Annotated in this window: 2 protein-coding genes; both read right to left on the reverse strand. The window is 74.5% G+C overall.

Annotation, left to right across the window (positions count from 1 at the left end):
- Positions 1-9 precede the first annotated feature (9 nt).
- Entirely contained in the window at positions 10-1,263 is a 1,254-nt protein-coding gene (locus ACFVWY_RS31275) for a cytochrome P450 (protein ID WP_389878272.1), read from the reverse strand.
- 180 nt (positions 1,264-1,443) lie between these two features.
- The gene (locus ACFVWY_RS31280) at positions 1,444-26,595 is read right to left on the reverse strand and encodes a non-ribosomal peptide synthase/polyketide synthase (RefSeq protein ID WP_389878273.1); all 25,152 of its coding nucleotides are present in this window, start codon (positions 26,593-26,595) and stop codon (positions 1,444-1,446) included.
- Between the last annotated feature and the right edge of the window lie 22 nt (positions 26,596-26,617).

Genomic DNA, 26,617 nt, shown 5'->3' on the forward strand with positions numbered 1-26,617 from the left:
ACGGATCGCTCAGGCGGTGACGGGCAGGTGCAGCAGGCCGCGCAGGGCGGCGGTGGGGCGGCGGGTGGGGCGGCCGGTCTGGCGGAGCCCCGGCGCGCGTTCGGCCAGCACCTTCAGCGCGACGTCGGCCTCCATGCGGGCGAGCGGGGCTCCCACGCAGTAGTGGGCGCCGCTGAGGAACGCCAGGTGCGAGGTCGCGTCGGACCTGGTGATGTCGAAGCGGTGCGGGTTCCCGAAGACCTCGGGATCGCGGTTGGCGCCGCCGAGGACCAGCATCAGGACCGTGTCCGCGGGCAGCGTCTGCCCCACCGCGTCGAACTCCTCGCGGGCGACGCGGATCGAGTACTGCACGGGCGGGTCGTAGCGCAGCGACTCCTCGGCGGCGGCCGGGGCGAGGCCGGGGTCGGCGACGAGCTTCTCCCACTGCTCCGGGTTCTCCTTCAGCCGCAGGACGACGTTGGACACCAGGTTCGTGGTGGTCTCGAAGCCCGCGGTGAGCAGCAGCTGGCAGGTGCCGACGATCTCGCGCTCGGGAAGGGCCTGGTCGCCCTGGGGCTTGAGCAGTTCACTGACCAGGTCGTCGCCCGGTTCGGCACGGCGCCTGCGCACCAGTCCGGCGAAGAGTTCGTCGAGTTCGCGCACCGCGGTGCGGAACTCGTTGGCCTGCCGGGTGGAGCGGATCCCGTCGATGGCCTTGCCGGTGATCAGTCCGTAGTGGGCGAACTTCTCGACGTCCACGTCGGTCAGTCCGAGGAGTTCGCTGATGACGGTGATGGGCAGCGGCGAGGCGTAGTCGGTGACCAGGTCGAAGTCGTCCTTGGCCAGGGCGGCGTCCAGGAGCCGGTGGGCGACCTCCTCGGTACGGCGCCGGTAGTCGCCGATCTTGCGGGGCCGGAAGGCGGGCGCGACCAGGCGCCGCCACCGCATGTGGTCGGACACCTCCTCCTGGAGGAAGGAGGAGTCGCCGGACGGCCCCTGCTCACCGGGGGGTGTCACGCGCTGGGGTTCCTCGTTGCGCCGGGAGAAGGCCGGGTCGCGCAGCACCCGGGTGCACAGTTCGTGCGAGGTGACGGCGTTCAGCCCCATGCTGCTGCGGTAGACGGGACCGGCGGCCCGCATCTGCTCGTACAGCGGGTAGGGGTCGTCGAGCCGCTCGTGCAGCATCAGCTGGCTGACGAGGTCGCCCCGGCGTGCCTTGGACCATACGAGGGCGTGCCTGAGCCTGCGCTTCGCTGTCCGGCGCAGGTCTACGGCGTTGGGCATGAGGCTCTCCCGAAAGGTGGCTTCGCCGACTCTTCCAGCGAGGCGGCAGGCGGACAATCACGTTCAGGCGGTACGAAATGTCGTGGGTGGCCGGTCCGTGGCGGGGCGCCGCGGACCGGGCCGCCGGGCGGGGCCGGGCCGTGCGACGGCCTGGCCCCGGGACCGGCGCTCCCCTTGCGGTCAGTCCTCCTCGTCCAGGTCGAAGTCCAGCTCGAACTCGTCGATCTCGTCCTGGCTGAGGTGGCTCACCGCCACGTCGGAGGGGGTGAGCCCGTGGTCGCCGGAGGCGTGGCGGGCGAAGGTCTCCAGGGCCCGGGTCCACAGGGCGGCCAGCGCTTCGGCCCGCTCGCGCCCGATGGCCGCCGAGGCCCAGGTCCAGTTGGCCATCAGGGTGGGAGCGCCGTCGTGGTCGGCCACCAGCGCGGAGAGGTCCAGCAGGTGGCCGAGGGGGGCGCCGGGGTCCTGGTCGGCTCCGGTCTCGTAGCCGGGCAGGGGGGTGAAGAGGCTCTGTCCGGCGTCCTCGCCGGCGGACCCGGTGAACCGGCCGAGGTAGTTGAACGCCAGGTCGGGTGCGGGGAGGGCGGCGATCTCGGCGCCCGCCCCGGCGTTGAGGTGGCGCAGCAGTCCGTAGCCGGCCCGGCGCAGCGGCAGGGCCCTCAGCTGTTCCTTGACGGTGCTGAGCAGGCGCCCGGTCGCGGGGCCGCCGGACCAGGCCTCGGCCCGGTCGGGAGCCGCGAGGTCGAGGCGGACGGGGTAGGTCTGGGTGAACCATCCGACGGTCCGGGACAGGTCGGCGCCCGGTACCAGCTCCTCGTCGCGGCCGTGCCCCTCGATCTCGGCCACCACGGCGGTCCCGCCGTTCGCGGACCAGTCGGCCACGGCCCATCCGAGGGCGGCGAGCAGGATCTCGCGCAGTTCGCAGCGGTAGGCGGCGGGGGCCTCGGTCAGCAGGGCGGCGGTCGTCTCGGCGGACAGCCGGGTCATCAGGTGCCCCGCGTCCGCCGCGAGGTCGGCCGTCCTGTCGAGCGGCCGGGCGGCGAGCTCGGCCCGCGGCGCGCGCAGGGTCTGCGCCCAGCGCGGCGCGTCCGCGGCCAGGGAGGGTTCCTGGGCGAGTTCGGTGAGCCGGGTGGCCCAGAAGCGCAGCGAGGTGCCCACCGGCTGGAGCCGGACGGGCTCGCCGGTCATGACGGCCCCGCACGCCTCCGCGAGGTCGGGCAGGAGGATGCGCCAGGAGACGGCGTCCACCGCGAGGTGGTGGACGACCAGCAGCAGCAGGCCGTCCTCCTCGGGGCCGCGGTCGAAGAACACCGCGCGAAGGACGGCGCCCCGGCGGGGGTCGATCCGCTGCCTGGCCGCTTCGCCCTGCTCCAGCAGGACGGCCCGCAGGGCGTCCTCGCCGAGCCCGGAGGCGTCCACGTGGTGCAGGCACCCGGACGCGTCGACCGTGCCCGGCTCGCGTACCCGCTGGTCCCAGCGGCCTTCGTCGGTGTCGAGGACCAGGCGCAGCGCGTCGTGCCGGTCGATCAGCGCGGTGAGCGCGTCGCGCAGATGTCCGGCGCCCGCGCCGGCCGGGGTGCGGACGAGGCTGGACTGGCTGAACCGGGTGGACGGTCCCGCGCTGTCCCGCAGCCAGGAGACGACGGGGGTCGGCGGTACGGGACCGACGCCGCCGCCCTCGGGCTCGAAGGCGGCCTGGCCGGCTCCGGTGACCGCGGCGGCGAGCCGGGCGGGGGTCGCGTGTTCGAACACCTGGCGCGGGGAGAGGATCAGCCCGGCCCGGCGGGCCCGGCTCACCAGCTCGATGGCCAGGATGCTGTCGCCGCCCATGTCGAAGAAGCCGTCGTCGACGCCGGCTTCGGGCAGGTTCAGCACCTCGGCGAAGAGGCGTACGAGGATCTCCTCCCGCTCTCCGGAGGCGGCCCGGGTGTCGCCCGCCGAGGTGAAGTCGGGGGCGGGCAGCGCGGCTCGGTCGGTCTTGCCGTTCGCGGTGACGGGGATGCGGGGCACGACGACCACGGCGGCGGGCACCAGGTGGCGGGGCAGGACGCCCGCGGCGTACGCGCGGACCGCCGCGGGGTCGACGTCCGCGCCGGGCTCGGCGACCACGTGGGCCACCAGGCGCGGGACGCCGTCGGCGGTGTGCAGTCCGGCGACGGCGGTGAGGACGCCGGGGGCCGCGGACACGGCCGCGGCGACCTCCCCCGTCTCGATGCGTACGCCGCGCAGCTTGATCTGGCCGTCGGCGCGGCCCAGGAAGACCAGCTGGCCGTCGCGGCGCCAGCGGACCAGGTCCCCGGTGCGGTAGGCGCGTTCGCCCGGAGCGCCGGAGGGCAGGGCCACGAAGCGCTCGGCGGTGAGCGCGGGGCTGCCGAGGTAGCCGCGGGCCAGGCCGGAGCCGCTGACGTACAGCTCTCCGGGCACGCCCACCGGGACGGGGCGCAGCGCGGCGTCCAGGACGTGGACCCTGGTGTTCTGGACCGGCCGCCCGATCGGGACGTCACCGTCCGGGGTGATGGGGTCGGAGGTGGAGGTGACCACCGTCGACTCGGTGGGGCCGTAGGCGTTCACCATGCGGCGCCCCGGGGCCCAGCGGGCGACCAGTTCGGGCCCGCACGCCTCGCCGCCCACGACGAGCGTCGTCATCGAGGACAGCGCGCCCTCGGGAACGGTCGCCAGGGCGGCGGGGGGCACGAGGGCGTGGGTGACCGCGTGGGCGTCGACGACCTCGGCGAGGATCTCGCCGGCCAGCGGGCCGGGCGGCGGGACGACGAGGGTGGCGCCCGCGGCGAACGCGGAGGTGACCTCCAGGACCATGGCGTCGAAGCCGGGGGCGGACAGCTGGAGGAACCTGCTGCCGGGTGCCACCGCGAACCGCTTCCCCTCCTCGGCGGCCAGGGAGGCGAGTCCGGTGTGCGGGACGACCACGCCCTTGGGGGTTCCCGTCGAGCCCGAGGTGTAGATCAGGTAGGCGGGGTGGTCGTGGCGCAGGGGGCGCACCCGGTCGGAGTCGGTGGGCGCGTGGCGCGGGCGGGACGTCAGGTCGCTCTCGCCGACCAGGACGGCCGGGACCTGACCGGTGCGGGCGGCGCCCGCCCGGTCCGTCAGCACCCTTACGGCACGGCTCCCTTCGAGGATGACGCGGATCCGGGTGTCGGGGTGCGCGGGGTCGATCGGGGTGTAGGCGGCGCCGGTCTTGAGTACGGCGAGCAGGGAGACGATCAGGTCGGCGGAGCGCGGGAGCAGCAGGGCGACGATGTCCTCGGGGCCCACCCCGGCGGCGATCAGCTCGTGGGCGAGGGCGTTGGCGCGGGCGTCGAGTCCGGCGTAGTCGAGCTCGACGCCGTCGCCGTGCAGGGCGGGGGCCCCGGGAGTGCGGCGGACCACGGACTCGAACAGTTCGGGGAACGTGGGGCTGCCCGTGTCGGAGGCGGTGTCGTTCCACTCCCCGGTCAGGCTCCTGCGCTCGTCGGCCGGCAGGACGTCGAGCGAGCCGATGGCGCTGTCCGGGGCGAGGGCCGCCGATTCCAGCAGCGTGACCAGGCGGGCCGTGAAGGACTCGGCGGTCTCGCGGTCGTACAGGTCGAGGCTGTACTGGAGGGAGCCGTTGAGCCCGCCTTCCGGGCGTTCGCCGAAGCCGAAGGCGAGGTCGAACTTGGCCGCGCCGGTGTCGACCGGGTACGGCTCGGTGGTGAGGCCCGGCAGGCCGGGCAGGGCCGGGGTGCTCTGCGCGTCCGCGTTCTCCATCGACAGGGAGACCTGGAAGAGGGGGTGGCGGGCGGCGGAGCGCTCCGGGTTGACCAGCTCCACGATCCGCTCGAACGGAACGTCCTGATGAGCGAAGGCCGCCAGATCAGCGGCACGCACCCGCCCCACCAGCTCACGGAACGACGGATCACCCGACACATCCGTCCGCAGCACCAGCGTGTTCACGAAGAAACCCACCAACCGCTCCAGCGCCACATCACCACGCCCCGCGACCGGCACACCCACCGGAACATCATCACCACCCCCCAACCGCGACAACAGCACACCCAGAGCAGCCTGCATCACCATGAACACCGTGGCACCACACTCCCGCGCCACAGCCACCACACCCGCGTGCAGACCCGCCGGAACATCAAACTCCACACGCCCGCCACGCTGCGAACCCACCACCGGACGCACCCGGTCCACCGGCAACGACAACTCCACCGGCAGACCCGCCAGCCCCTCACGCCAGAACTCCACCTGACGCGACAGCGCACTCCCCGCATCACCCTCCGAACCCAGCAGCTCCCGCTGCCACAACGCATAATCCGCATACTGAACCGGCAACGGCTCCCACCCCGGAACCCCACCACCACAACGAGCCGCGAACGCCTCCGCGAAATCAGCCGCCAACGGCCCCACCGACCACCCATCACCCGCCATGTGATGCATCACCATCAGCACCACATGCTCATCCACCCCCACCTCAAAAAGGAAACCCCGCACCGGCAGCTCACCCGACAGATCAAAACCCCGCCGAGCCGCATCCGACAACGCCCCCTCCAGCTCCCCCTCACCAACCGACCGCACCACCCACTCCGGAGAAACCGAACCCGCATCCAGCACCACCTGATACGGACCCTCACCATCCTCCGCGATCACCGTACGCAACGCCTCATGACGCCCCACCACATCACCCAACGCCCCAAACAACGCCCCCCGGTCCAAACGCCCCGAAAACCTCAACGCCATCGGCACGTTGTACACCGCACCCGGACCATCCAACCGATGCAAGAACCACAACCGACGCTGCGCGAACGACAACGGCAGACGATCCGGCCGCACCCCACCACCCAGCACCACACCACCACGACCACCCGAAACACCCACACGCTCCGCGACACCCGCGGGGGTGGGGTCCTCGAAGAAGTCCTTCAGCGAGACCGGGACGCCCAGGGCGGCCCGTACCTGGTTCAGGAGCCGGATCGCGGCGAGCGAGTGGCCGCCCACGTCGAAGAACGACTGGTCGGCCGCCACCGTGTCCACGCCCAGCACATCGGCGAACAGCCCGCACAGGATCTCCTCCTGCGGGGTACGCGGACCACGCCGGGCCGCCGGGCCGTGGCCGGTCCCGTCGTCGGCCGGCCGCTCGGCGGCCAGGCGTTCGAGCTCGCCCGTACGGGTCCAGCGGCCACGGTCGCCGGTCTGCCGGAGCCAGCGGCCCGGCCGCCCGAACGGGTCGGCCACCATGCCCTCGCCCGGGACGTCGGCCGCCTCGTACACCTCGGCGTACACGCCGGGCGGCACCGGCCGCAGGCCGGGGTCCAGGACGTAGACGTCACCGCCCCACTCGTCGAGGAGCCGGGTGCGCTCGGCCGCGTCGAGCAGGTCGACCGCCCGGACGCGCACGTCCGGGTCGGCGGTCACCGCTTCGAGCACGCGCAGCAGGCGGGCGGCCATGGAACCGGCGGTCTCCGGGTCGAAGAGATCGGCGCTGTAGTCCAGGGTGCCGCTCATGCCGGCGGGCGCGCCGTCCACCCGGGACTCGCCGAACTCGAAGTCGAGGTCGAACTTGGCCGCGCCGGTGTCCACGGAGAGGGGTTCGGCCGTGAGTCCCGGCAGCCGGGCCGTCGCCCCGAGCGCGGAGATCTCGTCGGCGGTGTTGCAGGTGAGCGCGGTCTGGAAGAGGGGGTGGCGGGCGGCGGAGCGCTCCGGGTTGACCAGCTCCACGATCCGCTCGAACGGAACGTCCTGATGAGCGAAGGCCGCCAGATCAGCGGCACGCACCCGCCCCACCAGCTCACGGAACGACGGATCACCCGACACATCCGTCCGCAGCACCAGCGTGTTCACGAAGAAACCCACCAACCGCTCCAGCGCCACATCACCACGCCCCGCGACCGGCACACCCACCGGAACATCATCACCACCCCCCAACCGCGACAACAGCACACCCAGAGCAGCCTGCATCACCATGAACACCGTGGCACCACACTCCCGCGCCACAGCCACCACACCCGCGTGCAGACCCGCCGGAACATCAAACTCCACACGCCCGCCACGCTGCGAACCCACCACCGGACGCACCCGGTCCACCGGCAACGACAACTCCACCGGCAGACCCGCCAGCCCCTCACGCCAGAACTCCACCTGACGCGACAGCGCACTCCCCGCATCACCCTCCGAACCCAGCAGCTCCCGCTGCCACAACGCATAATCCGCATACTGAACCGGCAACGGCTCCCACCCCGGAACCCCACCACCACAACGAGCCGCGAACGCCTCCGCGAAATCAGCCGCCAACGGCCCCACCGACCACCCATCACCCGCAATGTGATGCATCACCATCAGCACCACATGCTCATCCACCCCCACCTCAAAAAGGAAACCCCGCACCGGCAGCTCACCCGACAGATCAAAACCCCGCCGAGCCGCATCCGACAACGCCCCCTCCAGCTCCCCCTCACCAACCGACCGCACCACCCACTCCGGAGAAACCGAACCCGCATCCAGCACCACCTGATACGGACCCTCACCATCCTCCGCGATCACCGTACGCAACGCCTCATGACGCCCCACCACATCACCCAACGCCCCAAACAACGCCCCCCGGTCCAAACGCCCCGAAAACCTCAACGCCATCGGCACGTTGTACACCGCACCCGGACCATCCAACCGATGCAAGAACCACAACCGACGCTGCGCGAACGACAACGGCAGACGATCCGGCCGCACCCCACCACCCAGCACCACACCACCACGACCACCCGAAACACCCACACGCTCCGCGAGAGCGGACACGGTCGGCGCCTGGAACACGTCGCGGACCGAGAGCTCCGTCCCCAGCACACCGCGGATGCGGCTCACCAGCCGGGTGGCGGTCAGGGAGTGGCCGCCCAGGTCGAAGAACGACCGGTCCACCGCCACCGTGTCCACGCCCAGCACATCGGCGAACAGCCCGCACAGGATCTCCTCCTGCGGGGTGCGCGGACCACGCCCGGCATCGCCGTCGGCGGTGCGCGGGACCTCCAGGGCCGCCCGGTCCAGCTTGCCGTTGCGGGTCAGCGGCAGGTCGTCGACGAGCATCACGGCGGAGGGCAGCAGGTGCGCGGGAACCCGCTCGGCCAGGGAGTCCCGCAGTCGCAGCGGGTCCAGGACGGCGCCTTCCTCGGCCACCACCAGCGCGACGAGCCGCTGTCCGTCGGTGGTCACCGCGCTGCGGGCCACCCCGGGGTCCTCGCCCAGGTACGCCTCCACCTCGGCCGGTTCGATGCGGAACCCGCGGACCTTCACCTGGTCGTCGTCGCGGCCGACGAACTCGAGCTCGCCATCGGGCCGCCTGCGCACCAGGTCGCCGGTGCGGTACATCCGCTCGCCCGACGCGGCGGCGACGAACCGGCCCGCGGTCAGCGCCGGGTTGCCGAGGTAGCCGCGGGCCAGACCGGGGCCGCAGACGTACAGGTCGCCGACGACTCCGTCGGGCACCGGGCGCAGCGCGAAGTCCAGGACGTGGACGACGGCTCCGTCGAGGGGGCGGCCGATGGGCGGTACGCCCGCGTCGGGGGCCAGCGGTTGCGACATGGTGGCGCAGACGGTGCACTCGGTCGGCCCGTACGCGTTCACGAACCGGCGGCCGGGTGCCCAGCGGCGCACCACCTCGGCGGTGCAGGCGTCGCCGGCGACGGTGATCACGGTTCCCGCCGGGACGGCGTCGTCCGGCAGCACGGCGAGCACGGCCGGGGGCAGGGTGACGTGGGTGATGCCCCGGTCCGCGAGGAGGGCGCTCAGTCCGGGTCCGGGCAGCAGCTGGTCGGAGGTGGCGTAGACAGCCGTCCCTCCGGAGAGCAGCGCGATCATCAGCTCGGACACGGAGGCGTCGAACGTGGGCGAGGCGAACTGCAGCACCCTGCTCTCCCCGGACACCGCGAACCGCTCGATCTGGCCCGCGGCGAGCCCCGGCAGACCCGCGTGGGTCACGACGACGGCCTTGGGCCTGCCGGTCGACCCGGAGGTGTGCACGGCGTAGGCGGGGTGGTGCGGGTGCAGCGGGGCGGCGCGCTCCTCGTCCCGTACGTCGTGGGCCGCGAGGGTCGTGAGTTCGGCGGCCGTGGCCGGGTCGTCCAGCAGCACGCGGGGGACGTCCCCGCCGTCGAATCCCGCGTCCCGGGTGGTGACGACGAGCACCGGGTCGGTGTCGTCGAGGACCAGCGCGACCCGCTCGGCCGGGTGGCCGAGGTCGATCGGGACGAAGGCCGCGCCCGCCTTGGCGACGGCGAGCATCACGACGGGCAGTTCCAGGGAACGGTTCAGGGCCGCGGCGACGAAGCGCTCGGGCCCCGCGCCGCGTGCGATCAGCAGCCGGGCCAGCCTGTTGGCCCGTTCGTTGAGCGCGGCGGCGGTCAGGGTGCGGTCCTCGAACCCGACTGCGGGGCGGCCGGGGGCCTGGGCGGCCCGGCGCTCGAACAGGTCGGGCCAGAGGGCGCCCGGCCCGGCCGGGCGGCCCAGGCTCCCGGTGCCCTCGGCGAGCGGCGCCTCCGCCGCGGTGAGCAGCCCGGCGCGGGCCGTCGGCAGCCCCGGTCCGGCGCTGATCGTGCGGAGGATGCCGGTGAAGCGTTCCGCGACGGCCGCCAGTCCCCGGTCGTCGAACAGGCTGGGGGCGCAGTCGAGCCGCAGCCGCAGGACGTCGTCCGGCAGCACCGCGAGCGCGAGCGGGAAGTGCGTGGAGTCGTAGCCGTCGGTGCCCGCGACCTGGAGGCCGGGGACGACCTCGGTGGCCTCGTCACCGGCCGGGAAGTTCTCGACCACCAGGGCGGTGTCGAAGAGTTCGCCGTGTCCGGCGATGCGCTGGATCTCGGCGAGCCCGAGGTGTTCGTGCGCGAGCAGCGCGGAGCGCTCCGCCTGCACCCGCACCACCAGATCGCCCAGCCCCTCGGCCGGATCGACCCGCACCCGCTGGGGCACGGTGTTGATGAACAGACCGACCATCGACTCGGCGCCGTCGAGCTCGGCCGGACGGCCCGAGACCGTCACCCCGAACACCACGTCGTCACGGCCCAGCAGCCCGCTCAGCAGCACCGCCCACGCCGACTGGACCACCGCACCGACCGTCACCCCCCACTCCCGCGCGAACCCCGTCACCGCCGCGGAGGTCTCGGCGTCGACCGCACTCTCCAGGCGGCGGGGCGCCTGCGCGGCGCCGTCCGTGTGCGCGGCGAGCAGTGCCGGTCCCGCAAGGCCGTCGAGCGCGGTGCGCCACGCCTCGGCGGCGGCGTCCCGGTCCCGGCCGGCGAGCCAGCGCAGATGGTCGCGGAAGGGCCGCACCGGGGGCAGCGCGGCCGGGTCGCCCACCCGGTACAGCTCGATGAGCTCCTTGAGCAGGATCGGCTGGGACCAGCCGTCCCACAGGACGTGGTGGTTGGTGATGACCAGCCGGAAGGTGGTGTCGTCCAGGCGCAGCAGCAGGCAGCGCAGCAGGGGGCCGTCGGCCGGGTCGAAGCGGCGGGCCCGGTCCTCGTCCGCGCGGCGGACGGCTTCCGCCCGGGGGTCGTCGTGGTCGCGGAGGTCCGCCTCCGTCCAGGGTGTCCCCACGTCGCGCGGGATGACCTGGACGGGTGTGCGCACCCCGTCGAAGCGGAAGCTCGCGCGCAGGTTGGGGTGCCTGCGCAGCACGGCCGCCATGGCGCCGCGGAGGCGCTCGCGGTCCAGTGCGCCGCGCAGTTCGAGCGTCGCCTGCGCGTTGTAGACGTCGGGTACTCCGGTGTCCAGGGCGTGGTGGAAGAGCAGCCCTTCCTGGAGCGGTGCGAGCGGCAGGACCGCTTCGGCCTCGGGGCCGGTGGCCGTCAGGTGGGCCAGCTCCCCCGGGGTGAGGCTGACGTCGGAGACGTCCACCGCGAGGCTGTGCGCCGGGCCGGGCCGCGGCGGGGTTCCGGACCCGCCGTCGCCCCCGCCGTTCCCGCCGTCGCCGTCGCCGTCGCCGTCGCCGTCGCCGGTGAGGGCGCGCAGGGCCTCGGTCCACGCCTGGGTGAGTTCCGTGACGTCCTGTCCGGTGAGCAGTTCACCGGCGCATGACCAGGTGGCCGTGAGGCACGGGCCCTCGGGGCTCTCCGTGGCGACGGCGTCCAGGACGAGGACGTGGGTCAGCGGCGCCTCGGCGACGTCGTCGCCGACACCGAGCACCTCGGGGACGAAGCCGTCGGTGCCGGAGGGCGCGCCGACCCGGCCCAGGTAGTTGAACATGATCTGCGGTGCCGCGGCACGGGCCAGGACGGGGGCGGTGCGCGGGTTGAGGTGGCGCAGCAGGCCGAATCCCACTCCCCCGTCGGGGACGGCGGCCACGGCGTCGGTGACGCCGCGCAGCGCGCCGCGGGCCGCGTCCGGGCCGTTCGGGTCGCCGGTGGTGATGCGCAGCGGGTGGACGCTGGTGAACCATCCGACGGTCCGGGAGAGGTCGGCGCCCTCGACGAGGTGTTCGGCCCGCCCGTGGCCCTCGACGTCCACCAGGATGCCGGAGTCGTACGGGTGGCCGCGCTCGGCACGGCGGCGCCCGACGGCCACGGCGAGGGCCGCGAGCATCAGGTGGTCGGGGCTGCCCGAGGCGAGTACCGCACCGGACAGCTCCGCGGGGAGGGTGATCTCGCTGCGGCGGACGGTGGCCGCGAGGTCGGTCCCCGGATCCAGCGGCCGGGCGCCGAGCAGCGGGTCGGGACCTTCGAGGACGGTCTTCCAGAACGGGAGTTCGGTGCGCCTGGCCGCGGCCTGCCCGGTCAGGCCCTGGGCCCAGGTACGCAGCGAGGTGGCGACCCGCGGCAGGCGGGGGCGCTCCCCCTTTGCGCGGGCGAGGCAGGCGGTGGCGAGGTCGGAGAGCAGGATCCGCCAGGAGACGCCGTCGACGGCGAGGTGGTGGACGGCCAGGACGAGAAGTCCCTGGTCCGTCGGCCCCCGGTCGAGGAAGAGGGCCCGTACGACGGCTCCTTCGGCGGGTGAGAGCCGGGCGGTGACGCGGGCGGCCAGCGCCCGTACGTCCTCGGCGTCCGGCGTTCCGGCCTCGGCGCGTTCCAGCACGGACGCGGCGGTCACCGCCCCGGGCGGGCGGACCTCGGGCACCCAGCCGGCCTCGTCGGATTCCAGGATCATCCGCAGGGCGTCGTGGTGGTCGAGGAGGTCCTGGAGCGCTTCGGCCAGGTGGCGGTGGCCGATGTCCGCGGGGATCCGGACGGCGACCGTCTGGGCGTGCCCGTCGAGGGGAACACCGGATTCGGCGAGCCCGACCATGATCGGGGTCAGCGGGATCTCGCCCACACCGTCGTCGTTGGGCTCGGGTTCGGGCTCGGCCGCGACGGGCTCCCCGACGAGCGCGGCGAGCGCGGCGGCGGTGCGGTGGTCGAAGACGTCCCGCGTGGTGAGGGTGAGCCCGGCGCGCCGCGCCCGGCCCACGAGCTGCATGGACAGGATGCTGTCGCCGCCCAGGCCGAAGAAGTCGTCCTCGACCCCGGCGTCCGGTACGCCCAGCACCTCGGCGAAGATCTCGCGCAGCAGGGTCTCCTGCTCGTTGCGGGGGGCCCGGGTACCGGAGGCGGCACCCTGCTCCGGGGCGGGCAGGGCCTTGCGGTCGAGCTTGCCGCTGGTGGTGAGCGGCAGTTCGGGCAGGACGACCACGGCGGAGGGCACCAGGTGCTCGGGCAGCCGCCCGGCCAGGTAGGCGCGCAGGTCCGGCCGCTCGGTCCCGGACAGCACGGTGTAGCCGACCAGGCGCCGGTCCCCGGGCCGGTCCTCGCGTACGACGACGACGCTCCGCGCGACGTCGGGGTGCGCGGCGAGCGCCGCCTCCACCTCGCCGGGCTCGATGCGGAAGCCGCGGAGCTTGACCTGCTGGTCGGACCGGCCGACGAACTCCATGCGCCCGTCGGGGCGCCGCCTGGCCAGGTCGCCGGTGCGGTAGAGCCGGTCGCCGGGGGCGCCGAAGGGGTCGGCGACGAAGCGCTCGGCGGTGAGGTCGGGCCGGTTCAGGTAGCCGCGTGCCAGCTGCGGGCCCGCGACGCAGATCTCGCCCACGGTTCCGGGACCGACGGGCCGCAGGGCGGTGTCGAGCAGGTGGACGCGGGTGTTGAGCAGCGGTCGGCCCAGGTGGGGCACGGTCGCGGTCTCGATGGTGGTGCCGTTGGTGTCGACGGCGCACTCGGTGGGGCCGTACAGGTTCCACGCGGTCGACCGGGACGCGGCGAGCCGCTCCCACGCGGTCGCCGTGATCGCCTCGCCGCCGAGCGCGATCACCGTCGGGTGATGGCCGTCGCCGAGGAAGCCGGCGTCGAGGAGGCGGTCGAAGTAGGTCGGCGTGATCTGTACGTAGTCCAGGCGGTGTTCGTCGACGTGGGCGACGACGGCGTAGGGATCGGTGCGGGTGTCCTCGTCCAGGACGTGCAGTTCATGCCCGGCGGCCATCCACAGCAGCGGGTTCCACGAGGCGTCGAAGGTGGCGGGGCTGAGGTGGCCGGCCCTGAGGGTCCGCCCGCCCGCGGCGGCGAAGATGCCTTCGGTGTGCGCCGCGTACAGGTTGGCGAGGGCGGAGTGCGGGACGACGACGCCCTTGGGCGTGCCGGTGGAGCCGGAGGTGTGGATGACGTACGCCGGGTGCTCGGGCCGGATGCCGCGCTCGCCCGGGTCCTGGGAGCTCGCCCCGTCGAGGGCGCGCACGGTCCGCGGGTCGTCGAGGACGACCGGCTCGGCGCCCGGTGTCCCGCCGCAGTGGGGTGCCGACGCCAGGGTGGTGACGACGGCGCAGGGGGCCGTCCCGCTCAGGATGTGCGCGGTGCGCCCGGCGGGCTGCGCGGGGTCGACCGGGACGTACGCCGCGCCGGACTTCAGCACCGCGAGGATGGTGACGATCCATTCCTCGGTGCGCGGCAGGAGGACGGCGACGTTCCGCTCAGGACCGGCTCCGGCGGCGATGAGCACGTGCGCGAGACGGTTCGCCCGCTCGTCCAGTTCGGCGAAGGTCAGTGCCCCCCGGCCGGTGACCAGGGCCACGGAGCGGGGCGCGCGGGCGACCGTCTCCCTGAAGACCTCGGTGACGGTGCCGTTCGACGCCTCGCCCACCGTGCCGTTCCACTCCACGATCTGCCGCCTTTCGTTCCGTGCGGGAAGTTCTGCTGCTACGGGTGTCCGCGGCGCGGCCGCGGTCTGCTGGACGATCCCGGCCAGCCGGCCGGCGAGCTCCGCCGCCTCGTCGGCGTCGTAGGCGCCGGAGGGGTGGCGCAGCTGGAGCCGCATCCGGGTTCCCGGGGCCACGGTCAGGGTCACGGGGTAGTGACCGGCGTTGCTGATCTCCGCCGGTCCCAGGGCCAGTCCGCTCCGGGCCGCGAGTCCGGCGAGCGCGTCCGCGTCCACCGGGTAGTTCTCGAAGACGGTGGTGGTGTCGAAGAGTTCGCCGTGTCCGGCGATGCGCTGGATCTCGGCGAGCCCGAGGTGTTCGTGCGCGAGCAGCGCGGAGCGCTCCGCCTGCACCCGCACCACCAGATCGCCCAGCCCCTCGGCCGGATCGACCCGCACCCGCAGCGGCACCGTGTTGATGAACAGACCGACCATCGACTCGGCGCCGTCGAGCTCCGCCGGACGGCCCGAGACCGTCACCCCGAACACCACGTCGTCACGGCCCAGCAGCCCGCTCAGCAGCACCGCCCACGCCGACTGGACCACCGCACCGACCGTCACCCCCCACTCCCGCGCGAACCCCGTCACCATCGCGGTGTCCTGTTCGGACAGCTCGACGACGGCCTGCCCGGAGTCGGCCGAGGTGTGGCCGGGCACCAGGAGGGCGGGGCCGGGGAGCCCGTCCAGGGCCGCGCGCCATGCCCCGGCGGCGGCGTCCCGGTCCTGGCCGGCGAGCCAGCGCAGATGGTCGCGGAACGGCCGCACCGGGGGCAGCGGTTCGGGGTCGTCGGACCGGTAGAGCTGGAGGAGGTCGTGGAAGATGACCGGCATCGACCAGCCGTCCAGCAGGATGTGGTGCAGCGTCAGCAGCAGGTGGTGCCGGTTGTCCGCCGAGCGCGACAGCGCGAACCGCAGCAGGGGCGGCCGGGTCAGGGAGAAGCCCTGTTCCCGCTCGCCGCGGGCGGTCCTCTCCAGGGCCGCCTCGCGTTCGGCGGCGGTGAGCCCGGTGAGGTCGGCGTACGTCCAGGGCACGGGCACCCGTCCCGGCAGCACCTGCACGGGCCGGTCGAGGCCCTCGTGCTGGAATCCGGCCCGCAGGTTGGTGTGGCGGTCCAGCAGGGCTTCGACCGCCGCCTTGAACCGGCCGGTGTCCAGCGGCCCGTCCAGGTCCACCGCGCACTGCACGATGTAGTCCTCGTCGAGGGTGCCGTGGTGCACGTGGTGGAAGAACAGCCCTTGCTGGAGCGGCGAGAGCGGCAGCACGTCCTCGATGTCCGGGTACCGGCCCCGCAGGGTGGCGAGGTCGTCGGCGGTGATGCCGGGGGCGGAGACGTCGGCGGGGGTCAGGACGCCCTCGTGGGCGGACAGCTCCGTCAGCGCGGCGAACCAGCCCTGGGCCAGGGCGTCCGCGTCCCCGGCCGTCAGCAGACGCGCCGCCCAGGTCCAGGTGGCGGTCAGCGCAGGCCCGTCCTCGCCGTCCAGGACGACGGCGTCCAGGGCGACGGCGTGGGACAGCGGGGTGGCCGGGTCCTGCTCGTCGAGGACGGCGCCCTCGTCGGCGGTCGACGTCCAGAACCCGTCCTGGGCCGCGCTCACCCGGCCCAGGTAGTTGAACCCGAAGTCAGGGCGGGCGAGCCGGGCGAGCCGGGCGCTGGTGTTCTGGCCGAGATAGCGCAGCAGCCCGTAGCCGATGCCCTGGCCGGGCACGTCGCGGACGCGTTCCTTGACCGCGGCGAGGACGTCGCCCGGTTCGCGCCCGGCGGGCAGCAGCAGCGGGTGCAGGGTGGTGAACCAGCCGGCGGTCCGGGAGAGGTCCGCGCCGGGCAGGACGGCTTCGGCCCGCCCGTGGCCCTCGATCTCGACCAGCACCCCGGGGCGTTCGCGGTCCGCGTCGCAGACCGCGAGGACCAGCCCGGCGAGCAGCAGTTCCTGGGGCTCGCAGCGCAGCCGTGCGGTGGCCTCCAGGAGCCGTGCGGTGGTCTCGGGCGGCAGGGTCAGCTCCAGCCGTCCGGCCGTGCCCACGACGTCCCGGGAGGGGTCCAGGGGGCTGCCGCCGACGGGGACGAGTTCCGCGTCGGCCCGCTGGAGCCACGCGGCCGCTTCCGCCTCGCGGGCGGGTTCCGCGGCGAGCCGGTGCAGGCCCTCGGCCCAGGCGCGCAGAGAGGTCGGGACCGGCGCGAGCCGGACCTCACGCCCGTCGCGCACGGCGTGCCACGCCTCGGCCAGGTCGGGCAGCAGGATGCGCCAGGACACACCGTCGACGGCGATGTGGTGGGCCGTGAGCAGCAGCCGGCCCGGCTCGTCCCCCCGGTCGAGCCAGACGGCCTGGAGCACTTCGCCGCGCTCGGGTGCGAGAGCGGCGCGTGCCGCGGCGGCCTCCTGGGTGAGGAGGTCGCGCAGCGCGGTCCCCTGGACACCGGTGGCGTCGACCCGGCGCACCTGGCGCCGCGCGTCGGCGGTTTGGGGTGCCGGGACGCGCAGTCGCCACTGCGGTGATGTCGTCAGGGTCAGGCGCAGGGCGTCGTGGTGGTCCAGGAGCGCCGCCACGGCCGCGGTCAGGTCGTCGAACTCCAGCTCCGCGGGGACGGGGACGACGACGCTCTGGTGGAAGGTCCCGGTGGGGCCGCCCAGTTCGCGCCAGCGGTGCACGACCGGCGTCAGCGGCACGTCCCCGATGTCCGGGCCGCCGCCGGTGGCCACCGGCGTGGTGACGAGGGCGGCGAGCGCGGCCGGGGTGGGGTTCTCGAACAGGTCGCGGGTGGAGAGGGCGAGTCCGGCCCGGCGTGCGGCGTTGACCAGCTGGATGGAGAGGATGCTGTCGCCGCCGAGGTCGAAGAATCCGTCGTCGATCCCGACCGGTCCGGTGGACAGGACGCGGGCGAACAGGTCGCACAGCAGCTGCTCACGGGCGTCGCGCGGAGTACGGCCGACGGAGGTGGCGGTCTCCGGGCGGGGCAGTGCGCGCCGGTCTACCTTGTCGTTCACGTTGAGCGGCAGGGCGTCGAGCACCATGCAGGCGGAGGGCAGCAGGTAGGCGGGCAGACGCTGTGCCAGCCAGTGGTGCAGGGCCGGGGCATCGACGTCCCTGTCCTGCTCCAGCACCGCGTACGCCACCAGGCGCCGGTCCCCGGGCACGTCCTCACGGACGACGGCCACGCTCTGCGCGACATCGGGGTGCGCGGCGAGCGCCGCCTCCACCTCTCCGAGTTCGACGCGGAAGCCGCGGAGCTTCACCAGGTCGTCGGTGCGGCCGAGGAACTCGATGGCGCCGTCGCGGTTCCAGCGGACGCGGTCGCCCGTCCGGTACATGCGCTCGCCCGGGGCGGCGGTCCGTCCCGGCCCCGGGAAGGGGCAGGCGACGAACCGTTCGGCGGAGAGCGCCGCCCGGTCGTGGTAGCCGCGGGCCAGTCCCCCGGCGATGTACAGCTCACCGGCGACGCCGGGCGGCACCGGGCGCAGCCGCTCGTCCAGGACGTACAGCCGCTTGCCGTCGAAGGGCCGGCCGATGGGGACCGGTCCGGTGCCGCGGTGCCGGGCGGTGTCCCAGATGGCCGCGCCGACGGTCGCCTCGGTGGGGCCGTAGCCGTTGAGTATCCGGCGGCCGGGCAGCCAGCGGTGGACCAGGCCGGGCGGCAGGACATCACCGTTGAGGGTGAGGGTCACGCCGGCCGGCAGGCTTCCGTCGGGAAGGCTCGCGACGACGGCGGGCTGGACCGCGACATGGGTCACGGCGGCGTCGCGGACGAAGTCGGCGAGGTCCTGCCCGAGCGGGGTGTCCTGGGGTGCGAGGACCAGGGTCGCGCCGGAGAGCAGCGCGCAGAAGGAGTCCCACAGCGAGGTGTCGAAGCTGGTGGACACCAGCTGGAGGACCCGGCTGCCCGCGCCGAGCCCGAGCGCCGACCGCTGGAGCGCGGAGAGCGCGGCGATGCCGGTGTGCGGGGTGATGACGCCCTTGGGCGTACCGGTCGAACCGGAGGTGTAGATGATGTAGGCCGCGTGCGCGTGGTCCAGCGGTTCCGCCCGGTCGGCGTCGGTGAGCCGCTCCGGCGACAGGCCGCGCAGGGTGCCTGCCAGCTCGTGGCCGTCGACGAGCAGGCAGTCCGCCCCGGCCTCGCGCAGCGGCGGGGCCAGCTCCTGGAGGGTGAGCACGGGACGGGGGGCCGCGTCCTGGAGCATGAAGCGGATGCGCTCCGCCGGGTAGGCGGGGTCGATGGGCAGGAACGCGGCCCCGGCCTTCGCCACGGCGAGCCAGGACACGACCCAGTCGGCCGACCGGGGCAGCGAGACGCCGACGAAGCGGTCGGGTCCGGCGCCCAGGGCGACGAGATGGCGTGCCAGCCGGTTGGCCCGCTCGTCGAGTTCGCGGTAGGTGAGGATCTCGCCGTCCAGCCCCTGCACCACGGCGGGGGCGTCGGGTGCCTCGGCCACGCGGGCCTCGAACAGCTCGGGGAGGGTGAGCGGGGCGGGCCCCTCGGCGCCCGTTCCCCACGGTCCGAGGATGGTGGAGCGCTCCTGGTCCCCGAGTACGCCGAGGTCGGCGACGGGGGTGTCGGGGTCCGCGGCGAGGGCGTCGACGACCCGGACGAGGCGTTCGGCCAGGGACCGTGCGGTGGTCTCGTCGAACAGGTCGGTGCGGTAGTCCAGTTCACCGTGGAGGCCGCCGCCGTCCCCGGCCGGTTCGGAGAGGGTGAAGCCGAGGTCGAACTTGGCGAGACCGGTCGGCACGTCCCGTGCGGTGACGTCGAGGCCGTCGAACCCGGCGAGCGAGTCCACGAGGTTCCCGGTCGGCGCGTCGTCGAGGGTCAGCATCACCTGGAACAGCGGGTGGCGGGAGAGCGACCGGGTGGGGCTCAGCACCTCCACCAGCCGTTCGAAGGGCAGGTCCTGGTGGGCGAGGGCCCGCAGGCTGGTCTCGCGCCCGGCGGTGAGCAGGTCACGGAAGGTGGGGGCGCCGGACAGGTCGGCGCGCAGCACCACGCTGTTGACGAACGCGCCGACCGCGCCGTGGTAGGTCTCGTCGGTGCGGCCCGCCACGGGGGCGCCCACGGGGATGTCGGTGCCGCCGCCGAGCCGGGACAGCAGCACCGCGACCGCGGCGTGGACGGCGACGAACACACTGGTGCGGGCGTGGGCGGCGAGCTCGGCCAGTCGCCCGCGGGTCTCCTCGGACACGGCGAAGACGACCCTGCCGCCGCGGTCGGAGACGGTGGAGCCGCGCGGGCGGTCGAGCGGGAGGGGGATCTCCTCCGGGAGGCCGGCCAGGGCCTCGCGCCAGTGGGCCAGTTGCCGGTACGCGACGCTGTCCGGGTCCTCCTCGCTGCCGAGCAGGGCGGCCTGCGCGAGGGTGTGGTCGGCGTACTGCGCGGCGGGGGCGGCCCAGACCGGGGCGGCGGAGCGGCTGCGGGCCGCGAAGGCGTGTGCCAGGTCGGTCAGCAGCGGGGTGAGGGACCAGCCGTCGCCCGCGATGTGGTGGGCCACCACGAGCAGTACGTGCTCTGTGGGGGCGAGGCGGAACAGGGTGGCGCGGAAGGGGAGTTCCCCGGTCAGGGTGAAGGGGCGCAGGGCCTCCTCGCACAGCCGGTCGTCGAGTTCCCCGGCGTCCGTCCCGACGGGGACGAGCGGGAGCGCCCGCGGTGTGCGGGGCCGTACGGTCTGGTAGGGACCGTCGTCGTCCTGGGCGAACTCGGTGCGGAGGATCTCGTGCCGGTCGACGACGTCGCCGAGCGCGGCTCCAAGGGCGTCGGTGTCCAGATCGCCCGAGATCCGCAGTGCCATCGGCATGTTGTAGGTGCTGCGGGCGGATTCGAGCTGGTGCAGGAACCACAGGCGGCGCTGGGCGGGCGACATGGGGACGCGCCCGGGGCGTTCGGCGGGGGTCCGCGGTGTCCGCGGTGCGTCGGCGCCGCGGCGGGCGAGCACCTCGGCCAGTGCGGCCGGGGAGGGCGCGTCGAAGACGTCCCGGACGCTGAGCCGTACGCCGAGGGCACCGCGGACGCGGCCGACGAGGCGGGTGGCCATCAGGGAGTGGCCGCCCAGGTCGAAGAAGCCTTCGTCGGGACCGACGCCGTCCAGGCCGAACAGGTCGGCGAACAGGGCGCACAGGGTCTCTTCGTGGTGGCCGAGCGGCGCCCGCCCGGTGGGCCGTACCTGCGCCTGGGGCGTGGGCAGGGCCTTCAGGTCCAGCTTGCCGTTGGCCGACAGCGGAAGCTCGGGGACGAGCTGGAACGCCTGGGGCACCGCGTAGCGCGGCAGCGACAGCAGGGCGTGGGCGCGCAGTTCCTCCGGGCCGGGGGCGCCGTCCTGGTGCGCGACGACGTAGGCGACCAGCCGGTCCTCGCGTACGGTGACGCCCGCCCGGATCACGCCGGGGTGCTCGGCGAGTACGGCCTCGACCTCGCCGGGTTCGACGCGGAAGCCCCGGACGTTGATCTGGTTGTCGGCGCGGCCGAGGTACTCGACGAGCCCGTCGGCGCGGCGGCGCACCAGGTCGCCGGTGCGGTAGGCGCGTGCGCCGGGCGGGGCGAACGGGCAGGCCACGAACCGCTCGGCGGTCAGGTCCGGGCGGCCCAGGTAGCCGCGGGCCAGCCCGTCGCCCACCAGGTACAGCTCGCCGGGGACGCCGTCGGGCACGGGCCGCAGGGCGTCGTCGAGGATGTGGGCGCCGGTGGCGCGCACCGGGCGGCCGATCACCGGGCGGGGCGCTTCGGCGAGGTCCGCGGCGAGGGCGTCGACGCTGAACTCGGTGGGACCGTAGAGGTTGTGGGCCTCCAGGCCGGGCACCTCCCGCAGACGGGCCCAGAGCCGTTCACCGGCGGCCTCGCCGCCGAGGAGCAGGATCGAGGGGGTGACGGGGCCGTCGAGGAGCCCCTCCTCCAGCAGGACCTCCGCGTACGAGGGGGTGACGTCGAGGACGTCGGCGCCGGTGGCGCGGATGTACGCGACGACGGCCGCGGCGTCGCGCCGGGTGGCGTCGCCGAGCAGGTGCGTCTCGTGCCCCGCCAGCATCCAGATCAACGCCTCCCACGAGGTGTCGAAGGAGAGCGGCGCGGTCAGGACGAAGCGCAGCGGGCGTCCGTGGGAGCGCTGGATCTGCGGTCCGGCCAGTGTCTCGTGGTGCTGGGCGATGAGGTTGCGTACGCCGCGGTGCTCGATCACGACGCCCTTGGGGCGGCCGGTGGACCCGGAGGTGAACAGCACGTAGGCGGCGTCGCCCGGGGTCAGCGGGCGGAGGCGGTCGGCGTCGGTGACGGGGGCGCCGGAGTGCCGGGCCACGGCCGCCCGGGTGCCCGGATCCGCGAGGTCGGCGGTGGGAACGCCGAAGGTGTCGCCCGCGGTCCCGGCGGTGAGGACGAGCACCGGCCGGGTGTCCGTCAGCAGCCGTTCGACACGGGCGGGCGGGAGGTCGGGCTCCATGGGCAGGTACGCCGCGCCGGACTTGAGCACCGCGAGCAGGGCCACGACCAGGTCGGCGCGGCGGGGCAGGAGGAGGCCGACGACGGCGCCGGGACCGGCGCCCCGCGCGACGAGGTACCGGGCCAGCCGGCTGACCCGGGCGTCCAGCTCGGCGAAGGTCAGCGGTGCCTCGCCCTCGGCGATCAGGGCGGTGGCGTCCGGGGTGGCGGCGGCCTGCCGCTCCAGCAGTTCGCCGACGTTGAGGTCCAGCGGCGGGTGGCCGGTGTTCTGTGCCGCGGCGATGGCGCGGCGGTGCTCCTGGGGGGTGAGGATGCCGAGGCGGCCGAGGGCGAGGCCGGGGGTGGCGGCGATCGTCGCGAGCACGCCTGCCACGCGTTCCACGAGGGTGGCGGCCGGGGCGAGCCCCTCCTCACCGGCGCGGCGCTCGATCTGGAGGACGAGTTCCTCGCCCAGCAGCACCGTCAGGGCGAGGGGGTAGTGGGTCGTGTCGCGGAACCCGGTGCCGGTGACGCGCACTCCCGCGGCGTCGGCGGCGTCGGCCAGCTCGCGCTGGCCTGCGGGCTGGTTCTCCACCACGAGCAGGGTGTCGAAGAGCTGCTCCGCGTCCACCGCGCGCTGGATGTCGGCGAGCCCGAGGTGCTGGTGCGCGAGGAGCGCGCCCTGTTCGGCCTGGGTCCTGGCCAGCAGGTCGAGCAGCGACTCGCGGGGGGTCCAGGACACCCGTACGGGGACGGTGTTGGCGAACAGGCCGACCATGTCCGCGTGGCCGTCGATCTCGGCGGGGCGGCCTGCCACGGTGCTGCCGAACACGACGTCGGAGCGGCCGGTGAACTGGCCCAGGACCAGGGCCCAGGCCGCGTGGACGACGGAGGCGATGGTCACTCCGGCGGCACGGGCCCGCTGCTCCAGCCGTTCGGTGACCCGGGCGGGCAGCCGGGTCTCCGCGGACTCGGACGCGTGGTCGGTGCCGGTGGAGCCGGGGGCGACGAGGGTGGGCGCCACCGGGCCCGCGAGCGCCTCGCGCCAGGCGGCGAGGCTGGTGTCCCGGTCCCTCGCGCCGAGCAGGCGGAGGTGTTCGGTGAACGGGACGGACGGGGCGGGCTCCAGGGACGGGTCACCCGCGGCGGCGTACAGGTGGAGCAGTTCGCGCAGCAGGACGGGCAGGGACCAGCCGTCGAGCAGCAGGTGGTGGTAGGTCAGGGTCAGGCGGTGGTGCGTGCCGTCCAGACTGATCAGGCGCATCCTCAGCAGGGGCGGGACGGCCGGGTCGAAGGGCGCGGCACGGTCCTCGTCGGCGGCCCGCCGTGCCGCGTCCTCGCGTGCGGCCGCGGGGAGGGCTGACAGGTCGCTGTGGAACCACGGGACGGGCACCCGGGGGGCGCTGAAGGCGACCGGTGCGCCGAGCCCTTCGTGGAGGAAGGCCGCGCGGAGGTTGGCGTGGCGGTCCAGGAGCCTGGCGGCGGCCGCGCCCATCCGGGCGGGGTCGAGCGCGCCTTCGAGGTCGAGGGAGCTCTGCACCACGTAGGTGCCGGAGCCGTGCAGCAGGCCGAGGAAGAGCAGCCCCTCCTGGAGCGGGGTCACCGGCAGGATCTCGCCGTCCCCGCGCTCCGCCAGGAGCGCGGCGGCCTCGTCGGCGGACAGCGGGTGCCGCAGTTCGGCGGGGGCGGGCCGGTCATCGGGGGCATCGGTGGCGCCGAGTACGCGGGCGAGGGCGGCGGGGGTGCGGTGGTCGAAGACGTCCCGCGCGTTCAGCACGAGCCCGGCCTTGCGGGCCCGGCCGACCAGGCGCAGCGCCGTGATGCTGTCCCCGCCCAGTTCGGGGAAGCCGTCCTCCGCCGAGACCTCGTCCAGGCCCAGTACCTCGGCGTACAGCTCGCACAGCAGGGTCTCTTCGCGTCCGACGGGCGCGCGTCCGGTGGTGCGGGGGAATTCGGGCGCGGGCAGCGCGCGCCGGTCGGTCTTGCCGCTGGGAGTGAGCGGGAACGCGTCCAGCACCATGACCACGGCGGGCACCGCGTGGCCGGGCAGCACGGTGGCGACGTGCCCGGCGGTCCCGGCCGGGTCGGGGCGGTCGTCCGGGCCGGCGGGGGTGACGTAGCCGACCAGCCGGCCCTCGCCGTCGGCGCCGTGCACGACGGCGACCGCGTCGGCGACCCCCGGCGCGGACTTCAGCGCCGCTTCCACCTCCGCCAGTTCGACGCGGTTGCCGCGCAGCTTGACCTGGGAGTCGGCGCGTCCCACGTAGTCGAGGCCGCCGTCCCGTCGCATCCGAACGCGGTCACCGGTGCGGTACATCCGGGCGCCGTCCGGACCCGCGACGAACCGCTCGGCGGTCAGGTCGGGGCGGCCCAGGTAGCCGCGGGCCAGTCCGGCGCCGGTCAGATAGAGCTCTCCCACCTCACCCGGGCGCACCGGCCCGAGCAGGTCGTCGAGGACCAGCACGGTGGTGTTGTGGATGGGGGTGCCGAGGCTGGCGCCGAGGCCGTCGCAGACCGCGGCCAGGCTGTCGCCGGTGGCCTCGGACGAGCCGTAGAGGTTCAGCAGGCGGGTGTCCGGGAGCGCCTGCGCGACCCGGGCGGCCAGTTCGCCGGACAGCGCCTCGCCGCTGCTCACCAGCACGTCGCAGGCGCGCAGCAGGGGGGCCCGGTCGCTGTCGAGGAGCGCCGACAGGAGGCTGGGCACGAGGCTGACCCGGCCGGCCTGGTGGCGGTCGACCAGCTCGATGAGTTCCTCGGCCGCCGACAGCGCGCTCTCCGGCGCGAGGACGAGCGGGTTGCCGTGCAGGAGCGCGCCGAACAGTTCGGTGGTGCCGTCGATGAAGCTGAGCGAGGTCTTGCCCAGGACGGGACGGCCGGGCGCGAGCGGGTGGGCGGTGCCGAACCAGTGGACGCGGTTGAGCACACCGCCGTGCAGGCCGACCACGCCCTTGGGGCGCCCGGTGGAGCCCGAGGTGTGGATGACGTAGGCGGCGGAGTCGGCGGTGGCGGTGGGGCGTTCGGCCCCGGTGAGGTCGTCGGCGGACCGGGCGGTCAGCTCGGCGCGCACCTCGTCGTCGTCCAGGACGACGACGTGCGCGGCTCCGTCGGGCAGTTCTCCGGCCAGCCGCGCGGTGGTGATGACGAGCGGGGGCGTGGCGTCGCCCAGCACCTGGGCGGTGCGTTCGGCCGGGTAGGCCGGGTCGAGCGGAAGGTAGGCGGCACCGGCCTTGAGGACGGCGAGTACCGCGGTGACCTGCTCCGGGGAGCGGGGCAGGTAGAGCCCGGTCACCGTCTCGGCGCCCGCCCCCCGGTCGCGGAGGTGGCGGGCCAGCCGGTTGGCGTCGGCGTTGAGTTCCGCGGCGGTGAGGGAGCGGGTGCCGTGCACCAGGGCGACGGCGTCGGGTGCGTCCGCGACCCGCCGCTCGAACGCCTCGGCCAGTCCGGAGGCGCCGGCCGGGTGCGCGGTGCTCTCGCCCCGCAGTGGCCGGGTGCGGGCGCCGGGGAGCGCGTGCGCGGTGGCGCCCACGCGGCGGCCGAGACCGGTGGCGGCGTGCTGGAGGTAGTGGGCGAAGCTGTCACGGAGTCCGGCCAGTTCGTCCTCGCGGTGGGCGGTGCCGTCGGCGTGCAGGTCGAGGACGAGGCCGCCCGCTCCGTCGGCCTGTCCCTGGACGTTGACGGCCAGTCCGCGTACGGGGCCGGTGGACAGCTGGTCGATGACGGCCTCGGCCCGGCCGAAGCGGAGGGTCCGGGCGAAGGCCATGACGTTGAGCGTCATGCCTCCGAAGCCGCCGGTCCCGCTCGACCGGCCCAGTTCCCGGTGCAGTTCCTCGCCCCGGAACCGCTGGTGGCGCAGGAGCGAGCCGACCGACCTCCGTACGTCGTCGACCAGGTCGCCGAGGGTGGTCCAGCGGCTGACCGTGACGCGCAGCGGGAGTTCGTTGGCGAGCATGCCGGGGGTGGAGAGCGCGGTGCGGCCCAGTCTGGCGGTCACCGGCAGCCCGAGCACGATCTCGTCCTCACCGGTGGTGGTCCTGCGGTGGGCCACGGCCAGCGCGATCGCCATGGCGGACCACGGGACGCGGGCCGCGCGCGCGGCGTCGATGAGGGGGCGCGCCTGCTCCGGGGTCAGCTGGCCGCGGCTGTGCAGGGCCGGTGCGGGGCCGTCGTGCGGCCGGGTGCGGGGAACGGCCAGGCCGCTCATCGTCTCCCGCCAGTAGCCCAGGTCCCGTTCACGGGTGCGGGAGGCGGTGTACGCCTCGTCCTGCTCGACGAGTGCGGCGAGGGGGCCGGCCGGGGACGGGGGAACGGGCGCCCCGGATTCCAGCGCCGTGTAGACCTCGGCGATCCGGGCGGTGTGCAGCCCCTGGCCGAAGCCGTCGAGCAGGGCGTGGTGGTAGCTGAGGAAGAGGCGGTCGCGGCCGTTCCCGAGGCGCAGCAGCGCGTGGGAGACGAGCGGCGCCGTGCCGAGCATCGAGGGGGCCGTGGCCAGCCGGGCGGTCACCCAGGCGTCGGCCGCGGCGGCCGGGTCGGGCTGCCCTCCGAGGTCGACCACGGTCAGCTCGCGCGCGGACCGCGCCTCCTCGGGGGGCAGGACGTCCTGCAGGAGCCTGCCGTCGTGCTCTGTGAACCGCACCCGCAGCGCTTCGGCGTCATCGACGGCGTGCGCCACGGCCCGTGCGAGCCGCTCGGGGTCGAGGGGACCTGAGATTTCCAGTACGGCCGCGCAGAGGAAGGCCGAGGCGTCCGCGTCGAGTTCCTCGGCGACGCGGACACCACGCTGTGCGGCCGTGGCGGGCAGGGGGGCGAAGCCCGTGCGGCGAGTGTTCACAGTGCATGCTCCTGGTCGGCGA

The organism is Streptomyces sp. NPDC058195 (genome assembly GCF_042883525.1).
Taxonomy (GTDB): domain Bacteria; phylum Actinomycetota; class Actinomycetes; order Streptomycetales; family Streptomycetaceae; genus Streptomyces.

What these genes read in the sequence shown, in the direction of transcription:
- ACFVWY_RS31275 (WP_389878272.1), bottom strand. Translation starts at nt 1,263, where the DNA reads ATGCCCAACGCCGTAGACCTGCGCCGGACAGCGAAGCGCAGGCTCAGG.